We start from the raw sequence: 21,105 nt of genomic DNA on the forward strand, positions 1-21,105 counted from the left end.
GTTGCCCCATGTCCGACCAAAGCCGCCAGATGACCCCTGAGGAAGCTGCTGAATTCACCGAGCAGGTTTTCAACAAGGCGCGTGACGGTGATGCCGAGATGCTCGATCGCCTGGTCACGGCCGGTTTGCCGGTGAACTTGAAGAACAGCAAAGGCGACACGCTGCTGATGCTCGCCAGCTACTATGGCCATGTCGATGCGGTGCAGGTACTGCTCAAGCACAACGCCGACCCGGAAATGCGCAATGGCAACGGCCAGAGCCCGATTGCCGGTGCGGCGTTCAAAGGCGATCTGGCGGTGGTCAAGGCGCTGGTCGAGGCGGGCGCCGAGATTGAAGGCTCGTCTTTCGATGGCCGGACTGCGCTGATGATGGCGGCGATGTTCAACCGTGTTGAAATCGTTGATTACCTGATCAGCAAGGGTGCCAACGCTCAAGCCAAGGACGCCAATGGCGTGACCGCACTGGATGCGGCGCGCACCATGGGTGCCGTCGATACCACCGCTCAACTGGAAAAACTCCAGGCCTGATAAGGTCAAAAGATCGCGGCCTGCGGCAGCTCCTGCACTGATCCCTTGTAGGAGCTGCCGCAGGCTGCGATCTTTTGCTTTGTGCGCTATCCTCCGCGCCCTCAAAATTCAAATCCACAGGATCTGCCCTCATGAAAGCCGCACTCGTCGAACTCATCAGCAAAATCAGCTCCGGCTGCATGGGCGAGGACGAGATCCTGAACGTGGCCGACGAAGCGGCGCAGGCCTACGCCGATACCGACGCCTTTCTGACCGCCAATCCGGACATCAACTACGACGACAGCTTCCCGATTCCGCTGGGCGAGTGGGTCGTGGTCGGTAGCCTGCCGGAAACCGTGCTGTTCCAGGCCGACACCTACGTCGATCTGTTTGCGCAGATCGTTGCCTCGTTCGGCCCTGTCGTGGATTTCAACCTCAAGCCCAAGCAACTGGCCAAGACCGAAGCGCTGACCGCGCTCAACCGCATCCAGGTGCAGATGAGCAGCATGAACAAGGAAAACGGCGGCTACACGCTGATGAACTTCAGCCAATTGCTCGACGACGAATTGCAAATGGTGCTGGTTTACGGCAACGACGTCCCACGCGTGCTGGAACTGTGCGCCGAAGTCGGCATCGCCGCCGCGCCATCGCTGGAAGCCTTGAAGATCGCCGTGCACGTCTGAGCGCAATAAAAGGGAACCCTGCGCCCGACCGTCTATCCTAAAAGTGCATGCCACTATTCTGGAGCGACACCATGGGTTCCACGTTCAACGGTCTGATCGGCCTGATCATCCTCGCCCTCGACATCTGGGCCATCATCAATGTGCTGAAAAGCGGCGCCACCACCGGGATGAAAATCGTCTGGGTGCTGCTGATCATCCTCCTGCCGGTGTTGGGCCTGATCATCTGGGCGATTGCCGGACCACGGGGCAACGTGCGGATCTGAATCAGCTAACACCGCAATACCCCTGTAGGAGCTGCCGAAGGCTGCGATCTTTTGATCTTGCTTTTAAAAATCAACGTCAAAAGATCGCAGCCTTCGGCAGCTCCTACAAGGATTGTGGTTTGCCGATGAAGTGAGGTTCGACCTGTCATCTTCGGCAACGTAGAATGCGCGCCTTTCCCGGGCAATCGTCCCCACGATTGACGCCCGCGCATTCATCGGAGCACTTCACCATGACCGTCACCAAGACCAGCGAGTACCTGGAAACCCTCTACGAAGGCTACGGCCAGCGTTTTCGCATGGAAAAACTGCTGCACGAAGTGCGCACCGAACACCAGCATCTGGTGATCTTCCAGAACCCGCGCATGGGCCGTGTCATGGCGCTGGACGGCGTGATCCAGACCACCGAAGCCGACGAATTCATCTACCACGAAATGCTCACCCACGTGCCGATCCTCGCCCACGGCAGCGCCAAGCGCGTGCTGATCATCGGTGGCGGTGACGGCGGCATGCTCCGTGAAGTGACCAAGCATGCTGGTGTCGAGCACATCACCATGGTCGAGATCGACGGCACCGTGGTCGACATGTGCAAAGAATTTTTGCCGAACCACTCCAGCGGCGCCTACGACGACCCGCGTCTGAACCTGGTGATCGACGACGGCATGCGTTTCGTCGCCACCACCACGGAAAAATTCGACGTGATCATCTCCGACTCCACCGACCCGATCGGCCCGGGCGAAGTGCTGTTCTCGGAGAACTTCTATCAGGCGTGCCATCGCTGCCTGAATGAAGGCGGCATCCTCGTGACCCAGAACGGCACGCCGTTCATGCAGATCGACGAAGTGAAAACCACCGCTGGTCGCCTCAATAGCCTGTTCCCGGACTGGCACTTTTACCAGGCAGCCGTGCCGACCTACATCGGCGGTTCGATGACTTTCGCCTGGGGCTCGACCAACCCGGCCTACCGCAAGCTCAGCCGTGAAACCCTGCAACAACGCTTCATCGGCAGCGGCATCGTCACCCGTTACTACAACCCGGAAATCCACATCGGCGCGTTCGCCTTGCCTCAGTACGTGCTGCAGGCGATCAACAAACCAAGCAACGACTGATATCAAACCTGTAGGAGCTGCCGCAGGCTGCGATCTTTTGATTCTGATCTTAAAAACAAGATCAAAAGATCGCAGCCTGCGGCAGCTCCTACAGTGACAGATGTCGTTTTTTTCATCTTCGTCCGCTGTAATCCTTTTGAACCAACCCCCGGCGTATAAGTCGAGATAGGTGTAAGCCCATTTGCGGGTTTGATCGAGGAGGCACCGATGCAAAAGTGGAAAGTCACTTTCGTGGACGATCATGGTGAAATTGTCGATGAGGTGTTCGAGCGCGCGGAATGCCCCAGCGACGATGAGGCCGCTCGATTGATCAAGGCACGGCTTCTGCCCGTTGCCGCCGAACTGGACCTGAACGATCTGGAGGGGCGCACCGCCGATGCTGGCGTGAAAAGCCTGAAAACCCAGAACAGCATCGAAATCCGCAGCATCACTCCCGTCTGACATTCTTCCTGTCACCTTTCACACCAGACCTTGGCAGCGGCTCTAACTTGGGGCTACTCTGCAAGCGAGATCAGCGAACGGATCGCTAAGGTCTGGTCTTGTCAGCTACATGCTTGTTTCCCGCGTGCAACCACGTTGCCGTAGTACTTAGGCCAAAGGCCCGGGGCGGGAATACGGAAAGTCTATCCATCTATGCGAGGGGGACGATTCATGAGCACAGCCTATCAAGAAGACATCAGCAGCAATGTTCTGCGCCGCATGAAAGAAGGCGGTTTCGATTTTTCCCGGTTCCACCCCATCGAGTTCTACGCCATTTTCCCGGACGAGGAGCGGGCGCGCAGGGCGGCAGGCAAATTTCGCGGTGAATCCATCAATGCCCAGGTCAGCGTGCGTGATGACGGTGCGTGGGCGCTGGAATTAAGCAAAGTGATGTACGCGACGTATGACGATATTGGCGATTTCGAGCAGGGCTTTTCGGCAGTGGTCGAGCCCTTGGGCGGGATAATCGAGGGGTGGGGGGTGAAACAGGAGGTGCGTAGCCGCCACCGGTTGAATTGAATTTTTACAGATAGAAGATCAAAAGATCGCAGCCTTCGGCAGCTCCTACAGGTGATCGGTGTAGGCGCTGTCGGGGGCTGCGATCTTTTGCTTTTGCTTTCAAAACATTTCCAAAAGACAAAAAAAAGCCACCGGAGAGGGTGGCTAAAAGGGAAGACCGATAAGGAGAGGAAACCGGCCAGGGTTACAGCGGGGCGGGCTGCGAGGGCAGTCCAGATCGGTTGAGCTGGCGACTTCGCGGCGCTGAGCGCGGCGAAGTTTTGCAGCGAATGCGCGGATTATCCGCAGATGCCGCCGGGCAGTGAAATCAACTCTGACTATGCTGGTGATAGGCGATGCCGTGCGTCGCAATGAAGCGGGGGCAATCCGGTTGGGGCATTTGCCGCACAGGAATGGTGCGGCGCCTGTGGCGTGAATATCCAACCGATTGAAATCAAAGCGTTTATGCCGATGGCACGGGCCTTGCGAAGGCCTGTATGTCCGGGTGACAAGGAGTACGGCATGATCCGCACCTATTTTGATGAGATGTACGATGCCGGCGGCCAGGTTCGCCCGCATTATCGGGAGTTCGCCCGCTGGCTGGCCGACACGCCTGACGAGCTGCTGGCCCAACGGCGACGCGAGGCTGACTTGCTGTTCCATCGCGCCGGGATCACCTTCACGCTCTATGGCGACGAGCAGGGCACCGAGCGCCTGATTCCTTTCGACACCATCCCGCGCAGCATTCCCGCCAGCGAGTGGCGAATCGTCGAGCGCGGCTGCATCCAGCGGGTCAAGGCGTTGAACATGTTCCTCGCCGACCTCTATCACGAGCAGCGCATCATCAAGGCCGGGATCATTCCTGCCGAACAGGTGCTGGCCAACGAGCAATATCAGTTGGCGATGCAAGGTCTGGATCTGCACCGCGATATCTATTCGCACATCTCTGGCGTCGATCTGGTGCGCGATGGCGACGGCACCTATTACGTGCTCGAAGACAACCTGCGTACGCCGAGCGGCGTCAGCTACATGCTCGAAGACCGCAAGATGATGATGCGTCTGTTCCCGGAGCTGTTCGCCGCCCAGCGTATCGCGCCGATCGATCACTACCCCAACCTGCTGCTCGACACCCTGAAAAGCTCCAGCCCGATAGATGACCCGAGCGTGGTGGTACTGACGCCCGGGCGCTTCAACAGTGCGTTTTTCGAACACGCGTTTCTTGCCCGGGAAATGGGCGTGGAACTGGTCGAAGGCGCGGATCTGTTCGTGCGTGACGACAAAGTCTTCATGCGCACCACCGACGGGCCGAAAGCGGTGGACGTGATCTACCGCCGGCTCGACGACGCATTCCTCGACCCGCTGGCGTTCAACCCGGACTCGATGCTCGGCGTGCCGGGGCTGTTGTCGTCCTATCGCTCCGGCAATGTGGTACTGGCCAATGCCATCGGCACCGGCGTGGCGGACGACAAGTCGGTCTATCCGTTTGTCACCGACATGATCCGGTTTTATCTCGACGAAGAACCGATTCTGAAAAACGTGCCGACCTGGCAATGCCGCAACCCGTCTGAACTTTCCCACGTGCTCGCCAATCTTCCAGATCTGGTGGTCAAGGAAACCCAGGGTTCCGGCGGTTACGGAATGCTGGTGGGGCCGGCGTCGACGAAGGCGGAAATCGACGCCTTCCGCGAGCGCATCAAGGCCAAGCCGCACGCGTACATCGCGCAACCGACGCTGTCACTGTCGACCTGTCCGACCTTTGTCGAAAACGGCATCGCGCCGCGCCATATCGACCTGCGCCCGTTTGTCTTGTCCGGGCGCGAAACCCGTGTGGTGCCTGGTGGTTTGACCCGTGTGGCGCTGCGTGAGGGCTCTCTGGTGGTGAACTCATCACAGGGCGGCGGAACCAAGGACACCTGGGTGGTCGAGGATTGAAGGAAGCTTGCCATGTTAAGTAGAACTGCCTCGGATCTGTATTGGATGTCGCGTTACCTGGAGCGGGCGGAAAACCTCGCGCGGATGCTCGACATCAGTTATTCGCTGTCGCTTATGCCGCAGGACGGTCGCGGCGACGGTCTGCACGAACTGGCCATGCCGCTGCTGATCACCGGCACCCTGGATGATTATCTGGAGCGTCACGGCGCGTTGCATGCCGAGCGCCTGTTGCACTTTTTTGCCCTCGACGCGGCCAATCCGGCGAGCATCTACAGCTGCCTCGGCGCCGCGCGGGCCAGTGCGCATGCAGTGCGTGGGCGCATCACCGCGGACATGTGGGAGAACATCAACGCGACGTGGCTGGAGATTCGCGGGATCGCCGAGCAGGGCCTGAGTCGCTACGGCATGAGCCGTTTCTGCGAGTGGATCAAGGAGCGTTCGCACCTGTTCCGTGGTGCGTCCTACGGCACGATCATGCGCAATGATGCCTTTCGCTTCATTCGCCTCGGCACCTTTATCGAGCGCGCGGACAACACGCTACGACTGCTCGATGCACGTTATGAAATGGCCGGCGATCAAGCCGAAGCGGTCAGCGATGGCACGGCCCACGCGTATTACCAGTGGAGTGCGCTGTTACGTGCACTGTCGTCATTCGAGGCTTACACCGAAATCTACCGTGATGCGCCAGGCGCCCGTCACGTCGCCGAGTTGCTGCTGTTACGTGCCGATGTTCCGCGTTCGCTGAGGGCCTGCACCGAAGAGATCGACCAGATCCTCGCGCAGTTGCCCGGCGCCAACGGTCGCCCCGCGCAGCGTCTGGCGGCAGAAATGGACGCACGTCTGCGCTACACCGGCATCAACGAAATCCTCGAAGAAGGCCTGCACGCCTGGCTGACTGAATTCATCCCGCTGGTGCGCCAATTGGGCAACGCCATTCACAGTTCCTACCTGGAGGCTGCATGAGACTTTCCATAAGCCACGAGACCACCTATCACTACGAAGATCAGGTGCGGGCGAGCATCCAGTACCTGCGGCTGACACCCCACGACAGCGAGCGTCAACACGTGCTGAGCTGGCAGCTCGACCTGCCGCGTCCAGTGCGCGCGCAGCTCGACCCTTTCGGCAACATCCTGCACGTGCTGACCATGGACGAGCCCCATGAAGCGATCATCATTGGCGCGCGCGGTCAGGTCGATATCGACGAATTGCGTGAGGCCGAGCATGAGAGTCAGTCGGCGCTGCCGTTCCTGCGCTTTACCCGCTTGACCGAGGCCGACGAGGCATTGCGCGCGTTCGCCGAGAGATCCTGCAAGCAGCGACGGGATCGCACGGCGCTGATTGATCTGATGCACGGCTTGAATCAGCACATGACCTATACGCCGGGCTCCACCGAAGTCGACACCAGCGCCGCTGAAGCTTTCGCTGGGCGTGCCGGGGTTTGTCAGGATCACGCTCACGCGTTTCTGGCGTGCGCACGCAGCCTCGGGATTCCGTCGCGTTATGTCTCGGGGTATTTGTACAGCGAGGATTGCGAGCATCTGGCCAGCCATGCCTGGGCGGAAGCCTGGCTGGATGACGCCTGGTATAGCTTTGATGTGACCAACGAACTGGCGCGGCCGGAGCGGCATCTGAAGCTGGCGGTAGGTCTGGATTATCTGGATGCCTGCCCGGTACGCGGCATGCGCCGGGGCGGCGGGTGTGAGCAGATGCACGCGAAAGTGTTCGTCTCGCCGACCCCGATCATCTCCGTCCAACAACAGTAACGGGTTCACACAAAACCTTTGTAGGAGTGAGCCTGCTCGCGATAGCGGTCTGACAGTTGAATTATCAGTGTCTGACACTCCGCTATCGCGAGCAGGCTCACTCCTACAAGGAAATGTGCTCAGGGCTTAACCTTGCGCCCGGCCATATGCTGCAAATACCCGATCAACATCTGCAAATCCCCCTCCGGCAACACCTCTACCGAAAACCCCGGCATCTTCGCCTGCGGCCACTGACGCAAACTCTGCGGATCACGAATGTAGCGCTTCAAGAAATCCACCCCGAAATACTCAGTCGGGCTATACGGAATATTCAAATCCGGCCCGAACTGGGCATCCCCCGCACCGTTCAAACGGTGACACGCCAGACAATTCTTCTGAAACAGCGCAAACCCTAGATTTACCGGATCATCCGCCTTCAGCGCAGGATCCGGCAACAGGGCAGGGAAGCGCTCAGCCACCGGCGCCATGCGCTTGATGCTCGCCACTTCGAACGGCCATTGCTCGGGGCTGATATTGCCGGCTTGCGGGTCAGTCCACACCAGATAGAACGGCCCGGCGCTGTGCTTGCCTTCGGACAACGGCGGCCACGGCTGGGCTGGGTCTTCGATTGCCAGCCAGGCTCGCGAGCCTTGGCTGTTGAGTAGCGGCGCAGCGGCCAGTTCTGCGGCGAAGCCGTCCAGCGCCACCGCTTGCAGGTGATCGTCGGGTCTGATTCCGGTGAGCAGCGCGGCCATGGGCACGGCGCGATAGGTCATGTCCTTCTTGTAGGACACATCGTTTTTAATCGTGAGGGTTTGCACCTGAGGATGCTTGAGCAATTCCTCGGTCTGCCAGGTGCGGCTGTTTGCGCCCAACTGCAATTGCAGCTGGGCGGCAGACAAGGGCATGCTCAGCAGCATGGCCGCGAACACAATGAGCGCTTTCAAATGATCGCCGTCCATGTCGTGGGAGTGCGCAAAGGTTGGCACAGCCACGCTGGCCCGGGTAGCGGGCCAGTCATATTTTCAGTGGCGATAGATAGCACCTGCCGCTCGATTCAGCCGATTACCTTGGTCAAATTCGGCAAAATCAACAACAGCGTCGTGGCGAAAAGAATGAGCCCTGCTTGACGAACTTTCGGTTGTTTGAACATGGCTTGACCGCCTTTATTGTTATTTCCTGATGCCTGCCTGCATATCCATGACGGCAAGCGCTGCACTTCCTGTTGAAGGACGCCGGCCTCGGCAAAACCCGACGACTCTGACGTACAAGTACTACCTTAGGGCCCGCGTCACGCTTGGCTTAGATCCATTTCATATGGAGCCGTTGTCATTTGCGATTAAAAAGGCATGAGGCGTATTGCCAGCTTCTTTGCCGCCCGCTTGCTAGACAACTCGCCGACCTGAACCGGTTCACCCAAGGCATGATGACCGTCCGTCTGAGCGTGCGGGTCAAGCGCATTGAGCGCTGTGGTCATTGAATCAATGGCTGCTCGGGGCAAGAGTGGAGCCACAGGAAATCAATCACCGCACTGGTTCGAGGACGTCATGACCCAAGCTTTGATATTCGATGCGTTACGCACGCCGCGCGGCAAAGGCAAGGCCGATGGTGCCCTGCACAGTGTCAAACCGGTGAACCTGGTTGCCGGTTTACTGACCGCACTGCAAACGCGCACCGCGCTGGACACCAGTCAGGTCGATGACGTGGTCCTTGGTTGCGTCACGCCGATTGGCGATCAGGGCTCCGATATCGCCAAAACCGCCGTGCAAGTGGCCGACTGGGACGTCAGCGTGGCCGGCGTACAAATCAACCGCTTCTGCGCCTCGGGGCTGGAAGCGGTGAACCTCGGCGCGATGAAAGTGCGCTCCGGTTTCGAAGACCTGGTGGTGGTTGGCGGCGTCGAGTCGATGTCGCGGGTACCGATGGGCAGCGATGGCGGCGCCTGGGCGCTGGATCCGCAAACCAACCTGCACAGCCACTTCACCCCGCAGGGTGTCGGTGCGGATTTGATCGCTACACTCGAAGGCTTCAGCCGCGAGGATGTCGATGCCTACGCGCTGCATTCGCAACAGAAAGCCGCACGGGCGCGGGCCGATGGTTCGTTCAACAAATCCCTGGTGCCAGTGCAGGATCAGAACGGCATTATTCTGCTCGATCACGATGAGTTCATTCGTGCCGAATCGACGCTTGAGGGCTTGGGCAAGCTCAAGCCGAGTTTTGAAATGATCGGCCAGATGGGCTTCGACGCAACCGCGCTGCGGGTCTACAGCCACGTCGAACGGATCAATCACGTGCATACGCCGGGCAACAGTTCCGGGATTGTCGACGGTGCGGCGCTGATGCTGATCGGTTCCGAAGCCAAGGGCCGCGCGCTGGGCCTGCAACCTCGGGCGCGAATTGTCGCCACGGCAGTCACCAGCACCGATCCGACCATCATGCTCACCGGCCCTGCGCCTGCCACGCGCAAAGCGCTGGCCAAGGCTGGCCTGCGCGTGGAAGACATCGACCTGTTCGAAGTCAACGAAGCGTTTGCCTCGGTGGTGTTGAAGTTCATCAAGGACATGGCCGTTGACCCGCAGAAGGTCAACGTCAACGGCGGCTCCATCGCCATGGGCCACCCGCTGGGCGCCACCGGTTGCGCGATCCTCGGCACCTTGCTCGATGAACTGGACGCGCGGCACCTGCGCTATGGCCTGGCGACGCTGTGCGTCGGCGGCGGCATGGGCATTGCCACCATCATCGAACGCCTCTGAGCCCCGAATCCAAGGAACCTTGTTATGAGCGAAGCCATTCGTTACGAAAAAGGCCAGGACGCCATCGTCGTGCTGACCATCGACATGCCGGGCCAGAGCGCCAACACCATGAACGCCGTGTACCGCGAGGCCATGGCCGGGTGTGTCGCCCGGCTGGTCGCCGAAAAAGACACTATTGCTGGTGTGATCATTACGTCAGCGAAAAAAACCTTCTTTGCCGGCGGCGACCTCAATGAACTGATCAAGGTCGGCAAGCCGCAAGCCAAAGCCTTCTACGACATGGTACTGACCCTGAAAGGTCAGTTGCGCACTCTGGAAACCCTCGGCAAACCGGTGGTCGCGGCGATCAACGGTGCAGCACTGGGTGGCGGGTGGGAAATCTGTCTCGCCTGTCATCACCGCGTGGCTTTGGATGATGCAGCGGTGCAACTCGGTCTGCCGGAAGTGACCCTTGGCTTGTTGCCGGGCGGCGGCGGGGTGGTGCGCATGGTGCGCATGCTCGGCATCGAGAAAGCGCTGCCATATCTGCTCGAAGGCAAGAAAGTCCGTCCGCAGCAGGCGATGCAGGCTGGTTTGATCGATGAGCTGGCGGCGGATCGCGATGAACTGCTGGCCAAGGCTCGCGCGTGGATTGTTGCCAATCCGGCAGCGGTACAACGTTGGGATGTGAAGGGCTATCAGCTTCCTGGCGGCACGCCGTCGAACCCGAAAGTCGCGCAAATGCTGGCGATTGCGCCGTCGATCCTGCGTAGCAAGACCCAAGGCACGATGCCCGCGCCGGAGAAGATTCTGTGTGCGGCGGTTGAGGGCGCTCAGGTCGATTTCGACACCGCGCACTTGATCGAAACCCGTTATTTCACCGAACTGACCACCGGGCAGATTTCAAAAAACCTGATCGGCACGTTCTGGTTTCAGCTCAACGAGATCAACGCCGGTGGCTCGCGGCCACAGGGTTTTGCGCCGTATAAAACGCAGAAGGTCGGCGTGCTCGGTGCCGGGATGATGGGCGCCGGGATCGCTTTCGTCAGTGCTTCGGCCGGTATCGATGTGGTGCTCAAGGACATCAACCTGGCGGCGGCCGAGAAAGGCAAAGCCCATTCGGCGGCGTTGCTGGACAAGAAAGTCGCTCGCGGCCAGATGACAGTCTCACAGCGTGAGACTGTGCTGGCACGGATCAAACCCTGCGAGAACGATGCGGATCTGGCCGGGTGCGATCTGATCATCGAAGCGGTGTTCGAGGATCGCGAACTCAAGGCCAAGGTTGCTTCTGCTGCCCAGCAGGTTGTCGGCGCGCAAGCGGTCATCGCTTCAAACACCTCGACACTGCCGATCACTGGATTGGCGACTGCTGTGCCGGATCAAAGCAAATTCATCGGTCTGCACTTCTTCAGCCCAGTGGAAAAAATGCCCCTGGTGGAAATCATCAAAGGCGCGCAGACCAGCGATGAAACCCTCGCGCGCGGCTTCGATTTCGTCCTGCAAATCAAAAAGACCCCGATCGTGGTCAACGACAGTCGCGGCTTCTTTACCTCACGCGTATTCGGCACTTTCACCAATGAAGGCATCGCGATGCTCGGCGAAGGCGTGAGCGCGCCGATGATCGAGACCGAAGCGCGCAAGGCCGGGATGCCGGTCGGGCCTCTGGCGATCTCTGACGAAGTTTCCCTCAGTCTGATGAGCCATATCCGCAAGCAAACGGCCAAGGACCTACAGGCGGAAGGGAAACCGCTGATTGAGCACCCGGCTTTCGCCGTGATTGACTTGCTGCTCAACGAATACAGGCGTCCGGGCAAGGCCGCAGGTGGCGGTTTCTATGATTATCCGGCGGGAGGCCAGAAGCATTTGTGGCCGGAACTGAAGGCGCGTTTCGAGAGGGCCGACGGGCAAATCTCGCCGAAGGATGTGCGTGATCGTTTGCTGTTTATACAAGCCATCGAAACCGTGCGCTGCGTGGAGGAGGGCGTGTTGACCTCGACGGCGGACGCCAACGTCGGCTCAATCTTCGGTATCGGTTTCGCCGCGTGGACTGGCGGTGCGCTGCAATTCATCAATCAGTATGGGGTGAAGGATTTCGTCGCCCGGGCGCAGTATCTGGCCGAGCAGTATGGCGAGCGCTTCACACCGCCGGCGCTGCTGCTGGATAAAGCCGCAAAAGGTGAAATGTTCTAAGGGGAGCGGGGAGCGAGCACTTCGGGGCTTGCCTTGCCAGGGTGTTTCAAGGCAGGCTCTGGGGTGTTCATTATTCCCATCACGTGTCAGGTATTTTTTATGTCGCTACGCATCTGCATTCTGGAAACCGACATCCTGCGTCCGGAACTGGTCGATCAATATCAGGGTTACGGGCAGATGTTTCAGCGCCTGTTCTCGCAGCAGCCGATCGCCGCCGAGTTCACCGTCTACAACGTGATGCAAGGCGAATACCCGAGCGACGATCAAACCTTCGATGCGTACCTGGTCACCGGCAGCAAGGCCGATTCGTTTGGCACCGATCCGTGGATCCAGACCCTCAAGGAATACCTGCTGAACCGTTACGAGCGCGGCGACAAGCTGCTCGGCGTGTGCTTCGGTCATCAATTGCTGGCATTGCTGCTGGGTGGCAAGAGCGAGCGTGCGACTCAGGGCTGGGGCGTCGGCACTCACAATTACAAACTGGCTGCCAAGGCGCCGTGGATGAGCCCGGTGCGTGAAGAACTGACGCTGTTGATCAGCCATCAGGATCAGGTCACTGCGCTGCCGGAAAACGCTACGGTCATTGCTTCGAGCGATTTCTGCCCGTTTGCGGCGTATCACATCAACGATCAGGTGCTGTGCTTCCAGGGCCACCCGGAATTCATCCACGATTACTCCCGGGCCTTGCTGGATTTGCGTCAGGAAGCGCTGGGTGCGCAGATCTACAGCAAGGGCGTGGCCAGTCTCGAGCAGGAGCATCACGGCGCCACGGTTGCAGAGTGGATGATGCGCTTTGTCGCGCATAAGCCAGAAACTGTTTAAGGCCAAAAGCTTCGCGAGCAGGCTCGCTCCCACATTAGATTTTCGGTGCGCCACCGATCAATGTGGGAGCGAGCCTGCTCGCGAATGTTCCAGACAACTCGGTCTGCTCTACAACCACCCCGACTTCTTGAAACTCGCCCACAAACTCACACACCCCACCGTAATAAACCCCAGCACACCGAAATAGCCGTAATGCCAACTCAGCTCCGGCATGTTCTGGAAGTTCATCCCGTAAATCCCCGCCACCGCCGTCGGAAACGCCAGAATCGCCGCCCAGGCAGCGAACTTGCGCTGCACCACGCTCTGGCGTGACGCCTCAAGCAGCACACCAATTTCGATGGTCTGGCTGGCAATGTCGGCCAAGGTGCTCAGGTCTTCCATCTGCCGTGTCACGTGGATCTGCACGTCGCGAAAGTACGGGCGCATGTTCTTGTCGATAAACGGGAAGCTCAGCTTCTGCAATTCCTCGCCAATCTCCACCATCGGTGCCGCGTACCGGCGCAGGCGCACAACGTCGCGGCGCAAACCGTGCAGCTTCTGAATGTCACGCTCGTTTAATGCGCTACACAGCACGTTACGCTCCAGCTCATCAATCTCGGCATGGATCGCTTCACCGACCGGCTGATAATTCTCGATAACGAAATCCAGCAGCGCATACAGTACGAAATCTTCCCCATGCTCCAGCAACAGCGGACGCGCCTCACACCGTTGGCGGACATGGGCGTAGGACGCCGAGTGGCCATTGCGCGCCGTAATGATGTAGCCCTTGCCAGCGAAGATGTGCGTTTCAATGAACTGCAGGACGCCGTTTTCACGGATGGGCGAGTAGGTGACGATAAACAAAGCGTCGCCAAAGGTTTCCAGCTTTGGCCGACTGTGTTTTTCCAGCGCATCCTCGATGGCCAGTTCGTGCAAGTTGAACTGACGTTGCAGGTTGGACAGCTCGCGCGCGTCGGGCTCTTCCAGGCCGATCCAGACAAAGTGGCCGGTTTTTGCGGCCCAGGCCGCGCCTTCATCAAGGGAAATATTGGTGACTTTCTTACCTTCGCTGTACACCGCAGCAGCAACAACTCGACCCATGGTGGTGATTCACTTCTTCTTGGCAGATGGCAGGGAATGCAAGGCTTCAGCTTAGCCGTGTCGCTGCTTGAGAGTCAGTGAAATCTGCACAGTTCAGCGGGCAAAAGAAAACCCGCACAGGGCGGGTTTCATTTTCAGGCAGCTTGCAACTGCCGATCCATCGATTCGATGCACTCGCGCATCTGCTCGCGGCACTGATCGATGAGCATGGGCATGTCGTCCATCGTCAATCCGGCGGTAGGAATGGCCGGCAGCGAGCGTATGAGGATTTTCCCACTGCGCCAGCGATTCAAGTGCATATGTTTGATGTAGCTGCTGACACATACCGGAACGATCGGCACGCCAGCGGCAATCGCCATCTGGAACGCGCCTTTCTTGAACGGCAACAGCTCTTCGCCGAGATTGCGCGTGCCTTCGGGGAACACCCAGATCGAGGTGTCTTCGTTCTGCAGAGTGTTGGTTGTCGTGAGCATGGACTGCCGTGCCTTTTGCGCATTACCCCGGTCGATCAACACATTGCCCGCCAGCCAGAACAGTTGGCCGAACAGCGGCACCCACTTCAGGCTCTTCTTGCCGATACACACAGTACGACGGGGCACGACGTTGCCGAACACGAACAGATCGTAGTTGGACTGATGGTTGGCGATGATCACGCAGCTGTCAGGCTTGTTCATCAGGCCGCTGACGTCCGTTTTCACCCGCAGGCGCAAAATGCACATGGCTGGCAATGCGTAGAGGCGGGCGCACAGACGGCTGTTGTCCGGGTTGAACGGGCGGCAGATCCCGAGGATCACCCCGAGTACGCCTGCCAGAATAAAGTGCAGGCCCATCAATAACATACGAAACACGAACAGCATTTTCAGGCCCCACCGGGACAAAAGGTGGCGCAGTGTACGGATGTGCACTGTTTTCGGCAATTGCCGCTATAGAGTGCGGAGATAGGCGATGTTTAAGCGCATGTTTCCAAGCGGCTCGTCAGTGCCGTCCTAGAGCCGCTACAGCGATTTTCAATCGAGCGTGCAAGAAAAAGCCCGACACGATGGTCGGGCTGTTCTTCGCCGCAGAGTTTTGGGGATTAACCCAGATGTTCCTGATCCTGAACGATCGCATTGTCCAGGGTTTCCAGCAGCGCTTTGCGCACCTTCAGCTTGGTGTTCTTGTGCGCGAGCATGTTGATCTTCTTCAGCTGACGTGCGGCAGCCAGAGCGGCGCCTTGCAACTCCTCGGCGGAAACCACCTTGTCAAGGAAGCCGGCATCCACGGCGCTTTGCGGATCGAACATCTCGCCGTTGATCACCGAGCGGTGAAACGCCGAACGACGCAGACGATCACGGGCCAGCTCAATACCGGCGTGGTGCATGGTCATGCCGATCTGCACTTCGTTCAGACCGATGCTGAACGGGCCATCGACGCCGATGCGGTAATCGGCGGACAGCAGGATGAAAGCGCCTTTGGCCACGGCATGGCCCGGGCAAGCGACAATTACCGGGAACGGGTGAGAGAGCAGGCGACGCGCCAGAGTCGAACCGGCAGTCACCAGCGCCACCGCTTCTTTAGGGCCGGCGGTCATCACTTTCAGGTCATAGCCGCCGGACAGAATTCCCGGCTGACCGGTAATGATCACGATGGCACGATCAGTCACCGCCTGATCCAGCGCCGCGTTAAACGCCGCAATCACGTCCGGGGAAATGGCATTGACCTTGCCATTGCTCAGGGTCAGGGTCGCGATACCGTCTTCGAGGTGGTAGGAAATCAACTCACTCATGACGCTATTCCTTGTAAGAAAGATGGGCAGACGTTCCCCCCCGACGCCAGCCAGGTAAAGCGCCGTGACTGACCCGCCAGTCACCGTTTTCAGCCCCGCCCGGCGCAGCACGCCATTCTCCTTCTATATAGAAGAGGCGCCATTACCAAAGATTGGCCGGTTTGCCATGGCCCGTCCGCGGCCAAAACCACTTTTTCGCTTAACCGCATGAAAAATCTGAAAAAAAGTTTGCCATCGGAAAAGCTTTCGACTACATTAGCGCGCCTCGACAGACAGAACATGTTTGAAGAGATACGGTGAAGTGTCCGAGTGGCTTAAGGAGCACGCCTGGAAAGTGTGTATACAGGAAACTGTATCGAGAGTTCGAATCTCTCCTTCACCGCCACATTCAGTAAACGCAAACCCCTGATTTTCCTAGAGAAAGTCGGGGGTTTTTGTTTTTTTGCGTCTGAAAAAGCGCCATTTGGGAACGATATGGGAATACAGCGGCCTCTAATCCAAGGAAAGGATTCCCCGTAGCATTCGTTCGCTGGGTACACTACCCACTTCATACAAGGAGTTGCACTGATGGCCGAGTTTTTGATTAGTGATGTAAAGAAGGTGCGCGAGCTGAACCAGGCGCACGTGGTTAACAAACACGTCGAAGGCGGTTGGGTGGTTTTGAGCGCGGTAACGGCCGCGTCGCGCGAATCCGATGGCCCGGTGTCGCGCTACATTCTGGGTTGGTTGGGTGACGAAGAGCCACTGCCAGAACACAAATACGTGTAAGGTCGCGTACCAATACGCTACTTCTGTAAAAACGGCCCCCACATCTTGCCCAGATGCGGGGGCTTTTTTTGCCCCGGCTATTCTGTGGGATTACTGCGTTACACTCATTATTGCCATCATGAAGCCGAACAGATGAGCTAGGCTATTTTTCAGCGTCCTAGGGCCAGGTATGAGATCTTCAGATCCAGAGGTAATAGCGTTCACAAGTCCGGCATACTCGAGCTCGTCTGGTACGAGTTGATGCGTGATCATGTTGCGGATTTTGTTCAGTTTGCCGACAGCCTCCCATGCCCAATCGAACTGCCTATTCTCAGGACAGAACTCTCGAGTCATATTCAGTATCTGGTAAAATTTCTTATTGCGAGGGTTACCACCTTTGACGATGCAGTAGTCTTTAAACATCTCCTCGAAAAGTAGGTGGTTTTTTACAATCAGCGTTAAATTGTCATGCTCTCCATCCTGATGTTTGTCAGCGAGTGCATCATATTTTGAAAAAAAATCAATGGTATTGATAACGACCTCGAACGTCCTGTTGAGAAGAACCAGTAAAACCTAAGAGACTTATCCACTTAGCTGCCAATGGATGAGATTGTACTCAGACCCTGAACGTTGACGTTAGAAATTCAGAGCATGCTGAAGCATTCCAACGATATCCGGCCCATCCTCATTAATCCATGTCCCATATTGCTGCCGAATCATATTCCCATTTGTATGTCCCATCTGCTCCGCGATCCAATCAATCGAAGCCACTCCCGTAGTCAATAACTGACTGGCATAGGTATGCCGACACTGCCCCGGCCCTCTATACCGAACCCCAGCCGCATTCAAATGCGCCTTAAAAAACCGATCTCGCACCACAAAATCACTCACGTGCGGCAACCCGCTTTTGCTGTTCACAAATACAAAGCGCAGCGTGTGCTTGCGAACCGTCTTGTTATCCCGTTCGACAATCTCGACAATCTCGACAATCTCGACAATCTCGACAATCTCGACAATCTCGACTGTCTCGGCTCTTTTCACTTTGTTGATCGCATCAATACTGCGCAGCGCATACCAAGCCGGCGCCAGCAGCCGAATTCTCCGCGTCGACCGTCGAGTCTTCGTCACTCGATAGGCCCCGCGCACCTTCGATCGGCGGAACGTCACCGTCCCTTGCTCCAGATCGACATCCTCCCAAGCCAGCGCAATCGTTTCTGAAACCCGCGGCCCCGCCCAAATCATGAACTGCACCATCAAGACCTCCTGCATACGTAAGGTCGGCGTTTCAAGAATCTGCTTTATCTCCGCTCGGGTGAACGGATCCGGCGCCTCAGGATCCGGCAGGCGCACGAACGGAGGAGGCCAAGTACGCCAATGGGGCGCTGGTTGAACTGCCTTACCCTGCGAATGATGTGCGGCTGCTGACCAAGGCTGCGACTGATGCAATCAACCGTCTGTTTCGGCCGGGCTTCAGATACAGCAAAGCTGAAGTTTTGCTGATGGATCTGCGACAGCCCGGAGAGTTTACGGATGATCTGTTCGCGCAATCACAACCGCTAGCCGCCGAAAAAGTTATGGGGATTTTAGACGAGATCAATCAACGATGGGGTAGCGGAACGCTGCGCGCCGGCAGTGTGCCGGCAGCGCCTGATTGGGGGATGCGAAGGGAAATGATGAGTCAGAGCTTTACGACGAATCTGGATCATTTGTGGACGGTTAAATGTAATTGAATCTCAGGGCCGGAAAGGGTCAGGCTCGCCAGTGCATTGTTTCAATCGAGCAATAACTTCCGGGCCTGTTTTAGCGATATCGATCCTGCCTGTTTCATCCAGATAGATGTCAATGGTTCGACCCCATTTGGGGGTGATGTCGATGCACCTCTGAAAACCTTTATCAGTCCACCAATCGAACATCATGAAAAAGTCGTCATCGGGGAATAGGTAGCCGAACTCAACGGCCGAGCCACCGTGCTTGATATCGCCTCTATGAATCCTGTCTTGAGTATTCCAAACGTAGTGAAATTCTCCCTCGCTGTTCGGGGAAAAATTCACCGCTACGACTGGGGAGCCTAAATACCAAAACGCGATTGGAAGGGCGACGAGTATCAGAAGGATCCAGCGCCCATACTGGCGACCGGTTTTAATTGCATTCATGTAGTTTGATTCCTTTTCCCCATTCCTTTGGCGGTACTGCAAGGACTTGATCCATGATCATTTTGGGTGTGATGCCCCCATTGGGATGTTGGCGATAGAGATTCACACCGATGCTTATGGATATTCGATCGGGCGCATCATCCCATGCCCTCAGGCCGTCGACATTGGCTGAGCGGTTTGGGCCGGGCAGTTCCCATTGTTCCTTAGGCTTCGTTACGACTTCCTCGGCTTTGCGTATAGCATCCGAAATTATTTGCTCACCGCCGGCACCATCCAGTAGCGCACTCTCGGATAGGCCTCCAGCCCTGCCGACATAACCGTAATGAACGTTTGACCAAATGTCATAGTAGTACTCGTACTTTCCTTGCTTGTGCCAAACGCCCCCGATGGTCCTGCGGATAATCGGTTTGTGATCCCAAGGACGATTTTGGCCGACTCGCTCAGTCCAAATGGCCAGAGCCTTGGCTTTCATCCCCAGCGCCAGGCTATAGAAGTCCGGTTTGGGACCGAGCTGAAGGTAAAAGGGCAGCGCCATGTATTCCTTGGTCTTGGCATGGGCGTCGTAGCTGTTCAATTCCTTCATCTGGCGAACGGCTGGGCTATTGATGTTGGTGTTCATCTCGGCCGCGATGTAGCGTGCCAGCTTTTCCATCATGTCAGGGTCTTTACAGACAGCAGGTTCAGCTTTTGGCTCGGGCTTCTTTTCCGGCTTTTTTACGGGTGGCTTGGCTGCGGGCTTCGGTGCTACCAGAGCATTCGCAGCAGTGGCCTTTTCAGTGAGCTTTGGATCGGCCAACAAGGTCGCCATCTTCTCATCGTCCACGGAACCATCGGGGCGGAAGGCCCCGAGTGCCATGAAGTTGATGATTGTCGCACCCCCCGCATCTCCCATGACAAAACCACCACCGACATCGCCTGATCCGGTGATGATCGTCCCGCCATGGCTGGTGGGACTGCCCAAGTGGGCCATCGGGCGGCCATTCACCTGGATAGAGGGAAAGCCCGTTGTGATGACAGCGCCACATCCACAGGTATCACCAACACGGGCAGAGCCCATCGTGTTGATGTTTACGTCACCGCTGGCGGAGGCAATTGGGGTGGTTCCGTGACCTGGCAGTGGGCAGACGTGCTTGTCACCCAAGCGAGCAGAAGAAATCATTCAGTATCATCCTTGTTTTCTCTTCATCCATTGACACTCCCCAGTACTCGTCTGGGAATTGAAAGGCTACCGGAAACGAATCGATGGGTCTCTAGGAGGACTCTGAATTAATTGGCTTGAACTGATCGGCGTAAGCCAGCAACGCTAAGTTGATGCTGTCCGATTCTGGCGAAAAGTGAGCGTCACGATGACAATTCGGACAGAGAGCCACGCAATTCCATGCACGATCTCCTTGCTTCACTCCGAGAATATGGTGAACATCGAGAAAGCCTTTGTATTCGCGCTGATTCAAACACCCTCGCCATTCGCATGACTTGGCGCGCTGTAGGACGGCAGCGCGTACCCTCCGATCTCGGGGATATTCAGCGCGAAGCACTGTTCGTTGCACGGGCGTATCTGTACCGAGTTCAGAGTAATTGATCGGGCTGGGGCAGTCGTCCAGCGCGTCATCACTATTGTTCATTGTCAGCATTGGAAGCTTCACCAAGTCGACCACTCCGGGCCAGTTCCATAGGGCGTCTGCCACTCTATGAGCGCTCGGTGAGCGTTCATCCATGAGCCAGATTGTTGGACTACTACCGTTTTTCGCATGGTTCTTTTTGAGGTTTTTCATCTGACCGCCGTCGATCAACTCTTGGCTGATCCGAGCTTGAGCGTCAAAGATGCCTTTGAGTTCTTGACTGGGTATAAGCGCCGCGTAAACGATAATGGCGCCGTCTCGCTGAAGTATGAGGTTGTGTGTGACCCCTTGTTCCAAATCGCGCTGCATTGTCATCTGCATGGTCTTGTCCCAGTCATCGTCGACTAAGCGGGCGCGTAGTTGTGCAGCGGAATACTTCAAGTCATCGACGCTGCGTCTTCTCCAGCACAGCCGAACACGCATTCTTACTTGATCGCCTTTTGGTGATGTAGTCGAAATGAGCTGGCTTATGGCTGTGCCGGCAATTTTGCGGCGGTCATGTATTTCCTTGAAACCACGCCCCGTCAGGAATGGCGTGACAGCCTCTCGGGTGATTTTTTCGGCGTGAATGCTTTCGTCAGTGCGGAATGGGCGTTTCAACACGAAGTCTCCGTTTCGTTAGCTGTGCGCAAACCGCGCATGCCTACAGATTTTAGCTAGTGAAACGGTACGGAAAGGCGAAATGGTCGGAAGCCATCCAGAAAGCGGAGATTTGGTCGATATGATTCCGGAGTGTTGGGGGTCAATTCTCGTGCAAAATAGTTTATAGCCAAGGGCCTAAATAATT

Annotated in this window: 20 protein-coding genes, 1 tRNA gene and 2 pseudogenes; 15 read left to right on the plus strand and 8 right to left on the minus strand. The window is 57.3% G+C overall.

Annotation, left to right across the window (positions count from 1 at the left end; all coding sequences use genetic code 11):
* The first annotated feature begins 8 nt into the window (after positions 1-8).
* The 9 genes from AK821_RS19750 (at position 9) to AK821_RS19790 (ending at position 7,231) form a co-directional block, all read left to right on the plus strand.
* On the plus strand, positions 9-527 hold the full coding sequence (locus tag AK821_RS19750; protein WP_064391209.1) for an ankyrin repeat domain-containing protein: 519 nt from the start codon (positions 9-11) through the stop codon (positions 525-527).
* Positions 528-658: 131 nt separating this feature from the next.
* Positions 659-1,189 carry a hypothetical protein gene (locus AK821_RS19755; RefSeq protein ID WP_064391210.1) on the plus strand — a complete coding sequence of 177 codons (531 nt, stop codon included), beginning with the start codon at positions 659-661 and terminating at the stop codon, positions 1,187-1,189.
* A gap of 71 nt (positions 1,190-1,260) precedes the next feature.
* On the plus strand, positions 1,261-1,452 hold the full coding sequence (locus tag AK821_RS19760; RefSeq protein ID WP_007914053.1) for a PLDc N-terminal domain-containing protein: 192 nt from the start codon (positions 1,261-1,263) through the stop codon (positions 1,450-1,452).
* A 230-nt stretch (positions 1,453-1,682) separates the two neighbouring features.
* Complete coding sequence (gene speE, locus AK821_RS19765) at positions 1,683-2,558, plus strand: polyamine aminopropyltransferase (protein WP_016982904.1); 876 nt, start codon at positions 1,683-1,685, stop codon at positions 2,556-2,558.
* A 207-nt stretch (positions 2,559-2,765) separates the two neighbouring features.
* The gene (locus tag AK821_RS19770; protein ID WP_064391211.1) at positions 2,766-2,999 is read left to right on the plus strand and encodes a hypothetical protein; all 234 of its coding nucleotides are present in this window, start codon (positions 2,766-2,768) and stop codon (positions 2,997-2,999) included.
* Positions 3,000-3,209: 210 nt separating this feature from the next.
* Positions 3,210-3,557: a ribonuclease E inhibitor RraB gene (locus tag AK821_RS19775; protein ID WP_008080948.1), complete on the plus strand. Its 348-nt coding sequence runs from the start codon at positions 3,210-3,212 to the stop codon at positions 3,555-3,557.
* A gap of 501 nt (positions 3,558-4,058) precedes the next feature.
* The gene (locus tag AK821_RS19780; protein ID WP_007914061.1) at positions 4,059-5,468 is read left to right on the plus strand and encodes a circularly permuted type 2 ATP-grasp protein; all 1,410 of its coding nucleotides are present in this window, start codon (positions 4,059-4,061) and stop codon (positions 5,466-5,468) included.
* A gap of 12 nt (positions 5,469-5,480) precedes the next feature.
* Entirely contained in the window at positions 5,481-6,431 is a 951-nt protein-coding gene (locus AK821_RS19785) for an alpha-E domain-containing protein (protein WP_007914063.1), read from the plus strand.
* A complete protein-coding gene (locus AK821_RS19790; protein WP_064391212.1) occupies positions 6,428-7,231 on the plus strand; it encodes a transglutaminase family protein in 804 nt (267 codons plus the stop codon). Before AK821_RS19785 ends, AK821_RS19790 begins: the two co-directional genes overlap by 4 nt.
* 119 nt (positions 7,232-7,350) lie before the next feature.
* Here the strand turns inward: AK821_RS19790 and AK821_RS19795 are convergent, their stop codons facing one another.
* On the minus strand, positions 7,351-8,172 hold the full coding sequence (locus AK821_RS19795; protein WP_064391213.1) for a c-type cytochrome: 822 nt from the start codon (positions 8,170-8,172) through the stop codon (positions 7,351-7,353).
* 585 nt (positions 8,173-8,757) lie between these two features.
* Between AK821_RS19795 and AK821_RS19800 the strand changes: the two genes are divergently transcribed.
* The 3 genes from AK821_RS19800 (at position 8,758) to AK821_RS19810 (ending at position 12,954) form a co-directional block, all read left to right on the plus strand.
* Positions 8,758-9,963, plus strand: coding sequence for an acetyl-CoA C-acetyltransferase (locus AK821_RS19800; RefSeq protein WP_064391214.1), 1,206 nt, complete (start codon positions 8,758-8,760; stop codon positions 9,961-9,963).
* A gap of 24 nt (positions 9,964-9,987) precedes the next feature.
* Complete coding sequence (locus tag AK821_RS19805) at positions 9,988-12,132, plus strand: 3-hydroxyacyl-CoA dehydrogenase NAD-binding domain-containing protein (RefSeq protein WP_064391215.1); 2,145 nt, start codon at positions 9,988-9,990, stop codon at positions 12,130-12,132.
* A 99-nt stretch (positions 12,133-12,231) separates the two neighbouring features.
* Positions 12,232-12,954, plus strand: coding sequence for an amidotransferase (locus AK821_RS19810; RefSeq protein ID WP_064391216.1), 723 nt, complete (start codon positions 12,232-12,234; stop codon positions 12,952-12,954).
* Between the two features lie 108 nt (positions 12,955-13,062).
* Here AK821_RS19810 and AK821_RS19815 read toward each other — a convergent pair whose 3' ends face one another.
* From AK821_RS19815 to AK821_RS19825, 3 genes are all read right to left on the minus strand, one after another.
* Entirely contained in the window at positions 13,063-14,034 is a 972-nt protein-coding gene (locus AK821_RS19815; RefSeq protein ID WP_064391217.1) for a magnesium and cobalt transport protein CorA, read from the minus strand.
* Positions 14,035-14,168: 134 nt separating this feature from the next.
* Positions 14,169-14,891 carry a lysophospholipid acyltransferase family protein gene (locus AK821_RS19820; RefSeq protein WP_064391218.1) on the minus strand — a complete coding sequence of 241 codons (723 nt, stop codon included), beginning with the start codon at positions 14,889-14,891 and terminating at the stop codon, positions 14,169-14,171.
* Positions 14,892-15,109: 218 nt separating this feature from the next.
* Positions 15,110-15,799 (minus strand): crotonase/enoyl-CoA hydratase family protein, encoded by a 690-nt coding sequence (locus AK821_RS19825; protein ID WP_064391219.1) that lies wholly within the window; start codon positions 15,797-15,799, stop codon positions 15,110-15,112.
* Between the two features lie 295 nt (positions 15,800-16,094).
* Here AK821_RS19825 and AK821_RS19830 point away from each other — a divergent pair.
* A tRNA-Ser gene (locus AK821_RS19830) sits at positions 16,095-16,184 on the plus strand.
* 182 nt (positions 16,185-16,366) lie between these two features.
* Positions 16,367-16,567, plus strand: coding sequence for a hypothetical protein (locus AK821_RS19835; protein ID WP_064391220.1), 201 nt, complete (start codon positions 16,367-16,369; stop codon positions 16,565-16,567).
* Between the two features lie 615 nt (positions 16,568-17,182).
* Here AK821_RS19835 and AK821_RS19845 read toward each other — a convergent pair.
* A pseudogene (locus AK821_RS19845) lies at positions 17,183-17,896 on the minus strand (tyrosine-type recombinase/integrase); the annotation flags it as partial.
* 5 nt (positions 17,897-17,901) lie between these two features.
* On the opposite strand from AK821_RS19845, the pseudogene AK821_RS19850 reads away from it, so the two are divergent.
* Positions 17,902-18,276, plus strand: a pseudogene (locus tag AK821_RS19850) (DUF4113 domain-containing protein); the annotation flags it as partial.
* Positions 18,277-18,279: 3 nt separating this feature from the next.
* Here the strand turns inward: AK821_RS19850 and AK821_RS19855 are convergent.
* The 3 genes from AK821_RS19855 to AK821_RS19865 all read right to left on the minus strand — a co-directional run bounded on the left by AK821_RS19855 (position 18,280) and on the right by AK821_RS19865 (position 20,918).
* Entirely contained in the window at positions 18,280-18,699 is a 420-nt protein-coding gene (locus AK821_RS19855; RefSeq protein WP_064391222.1) for a hypothetical protein, read from the minus strand.
* Positions 18,686-19,858: a polymorphic toxin type 44 domain-containing protein gene (locus AK821_RS19860; RefSeq protein WP_064391223.1), complete on the minus strand. Its 1,173-nt coding sequence runs from the start codon at positions 19,856-19,858 to the stop codon at positions 18,686-18,688. The genes AK821_RS19855 and AK821_RS19860 overlap by 14 nt, the downstream gene beginning before the upstream one ends.
* A gap of 91 nt (positions 19,859-19,949) precedes the next feature.
* Complete coding sequence (locus AK821_RS19865) at positions 19,950-20,918, minus strand: HNH endonuclease signature motif containing protein (protein WP_236708327.1); 969 nt, start codon at positions 20,916-20,918, stop codon at positions 19,950-19,952.
* Between the last annotated feature and the right edge of the window lie 187 nt (positions 20,919-21,105).

It is taken from the genome of Pseudomonas sp. RIT-PI-r (assembly GCF_001297015.1).
Lineage (GTDB): Bacteria > Pseudomonadota > Gammaproteobacteria > Pseudomonadales > Pseudomonadaceae > Aquipseudomonas.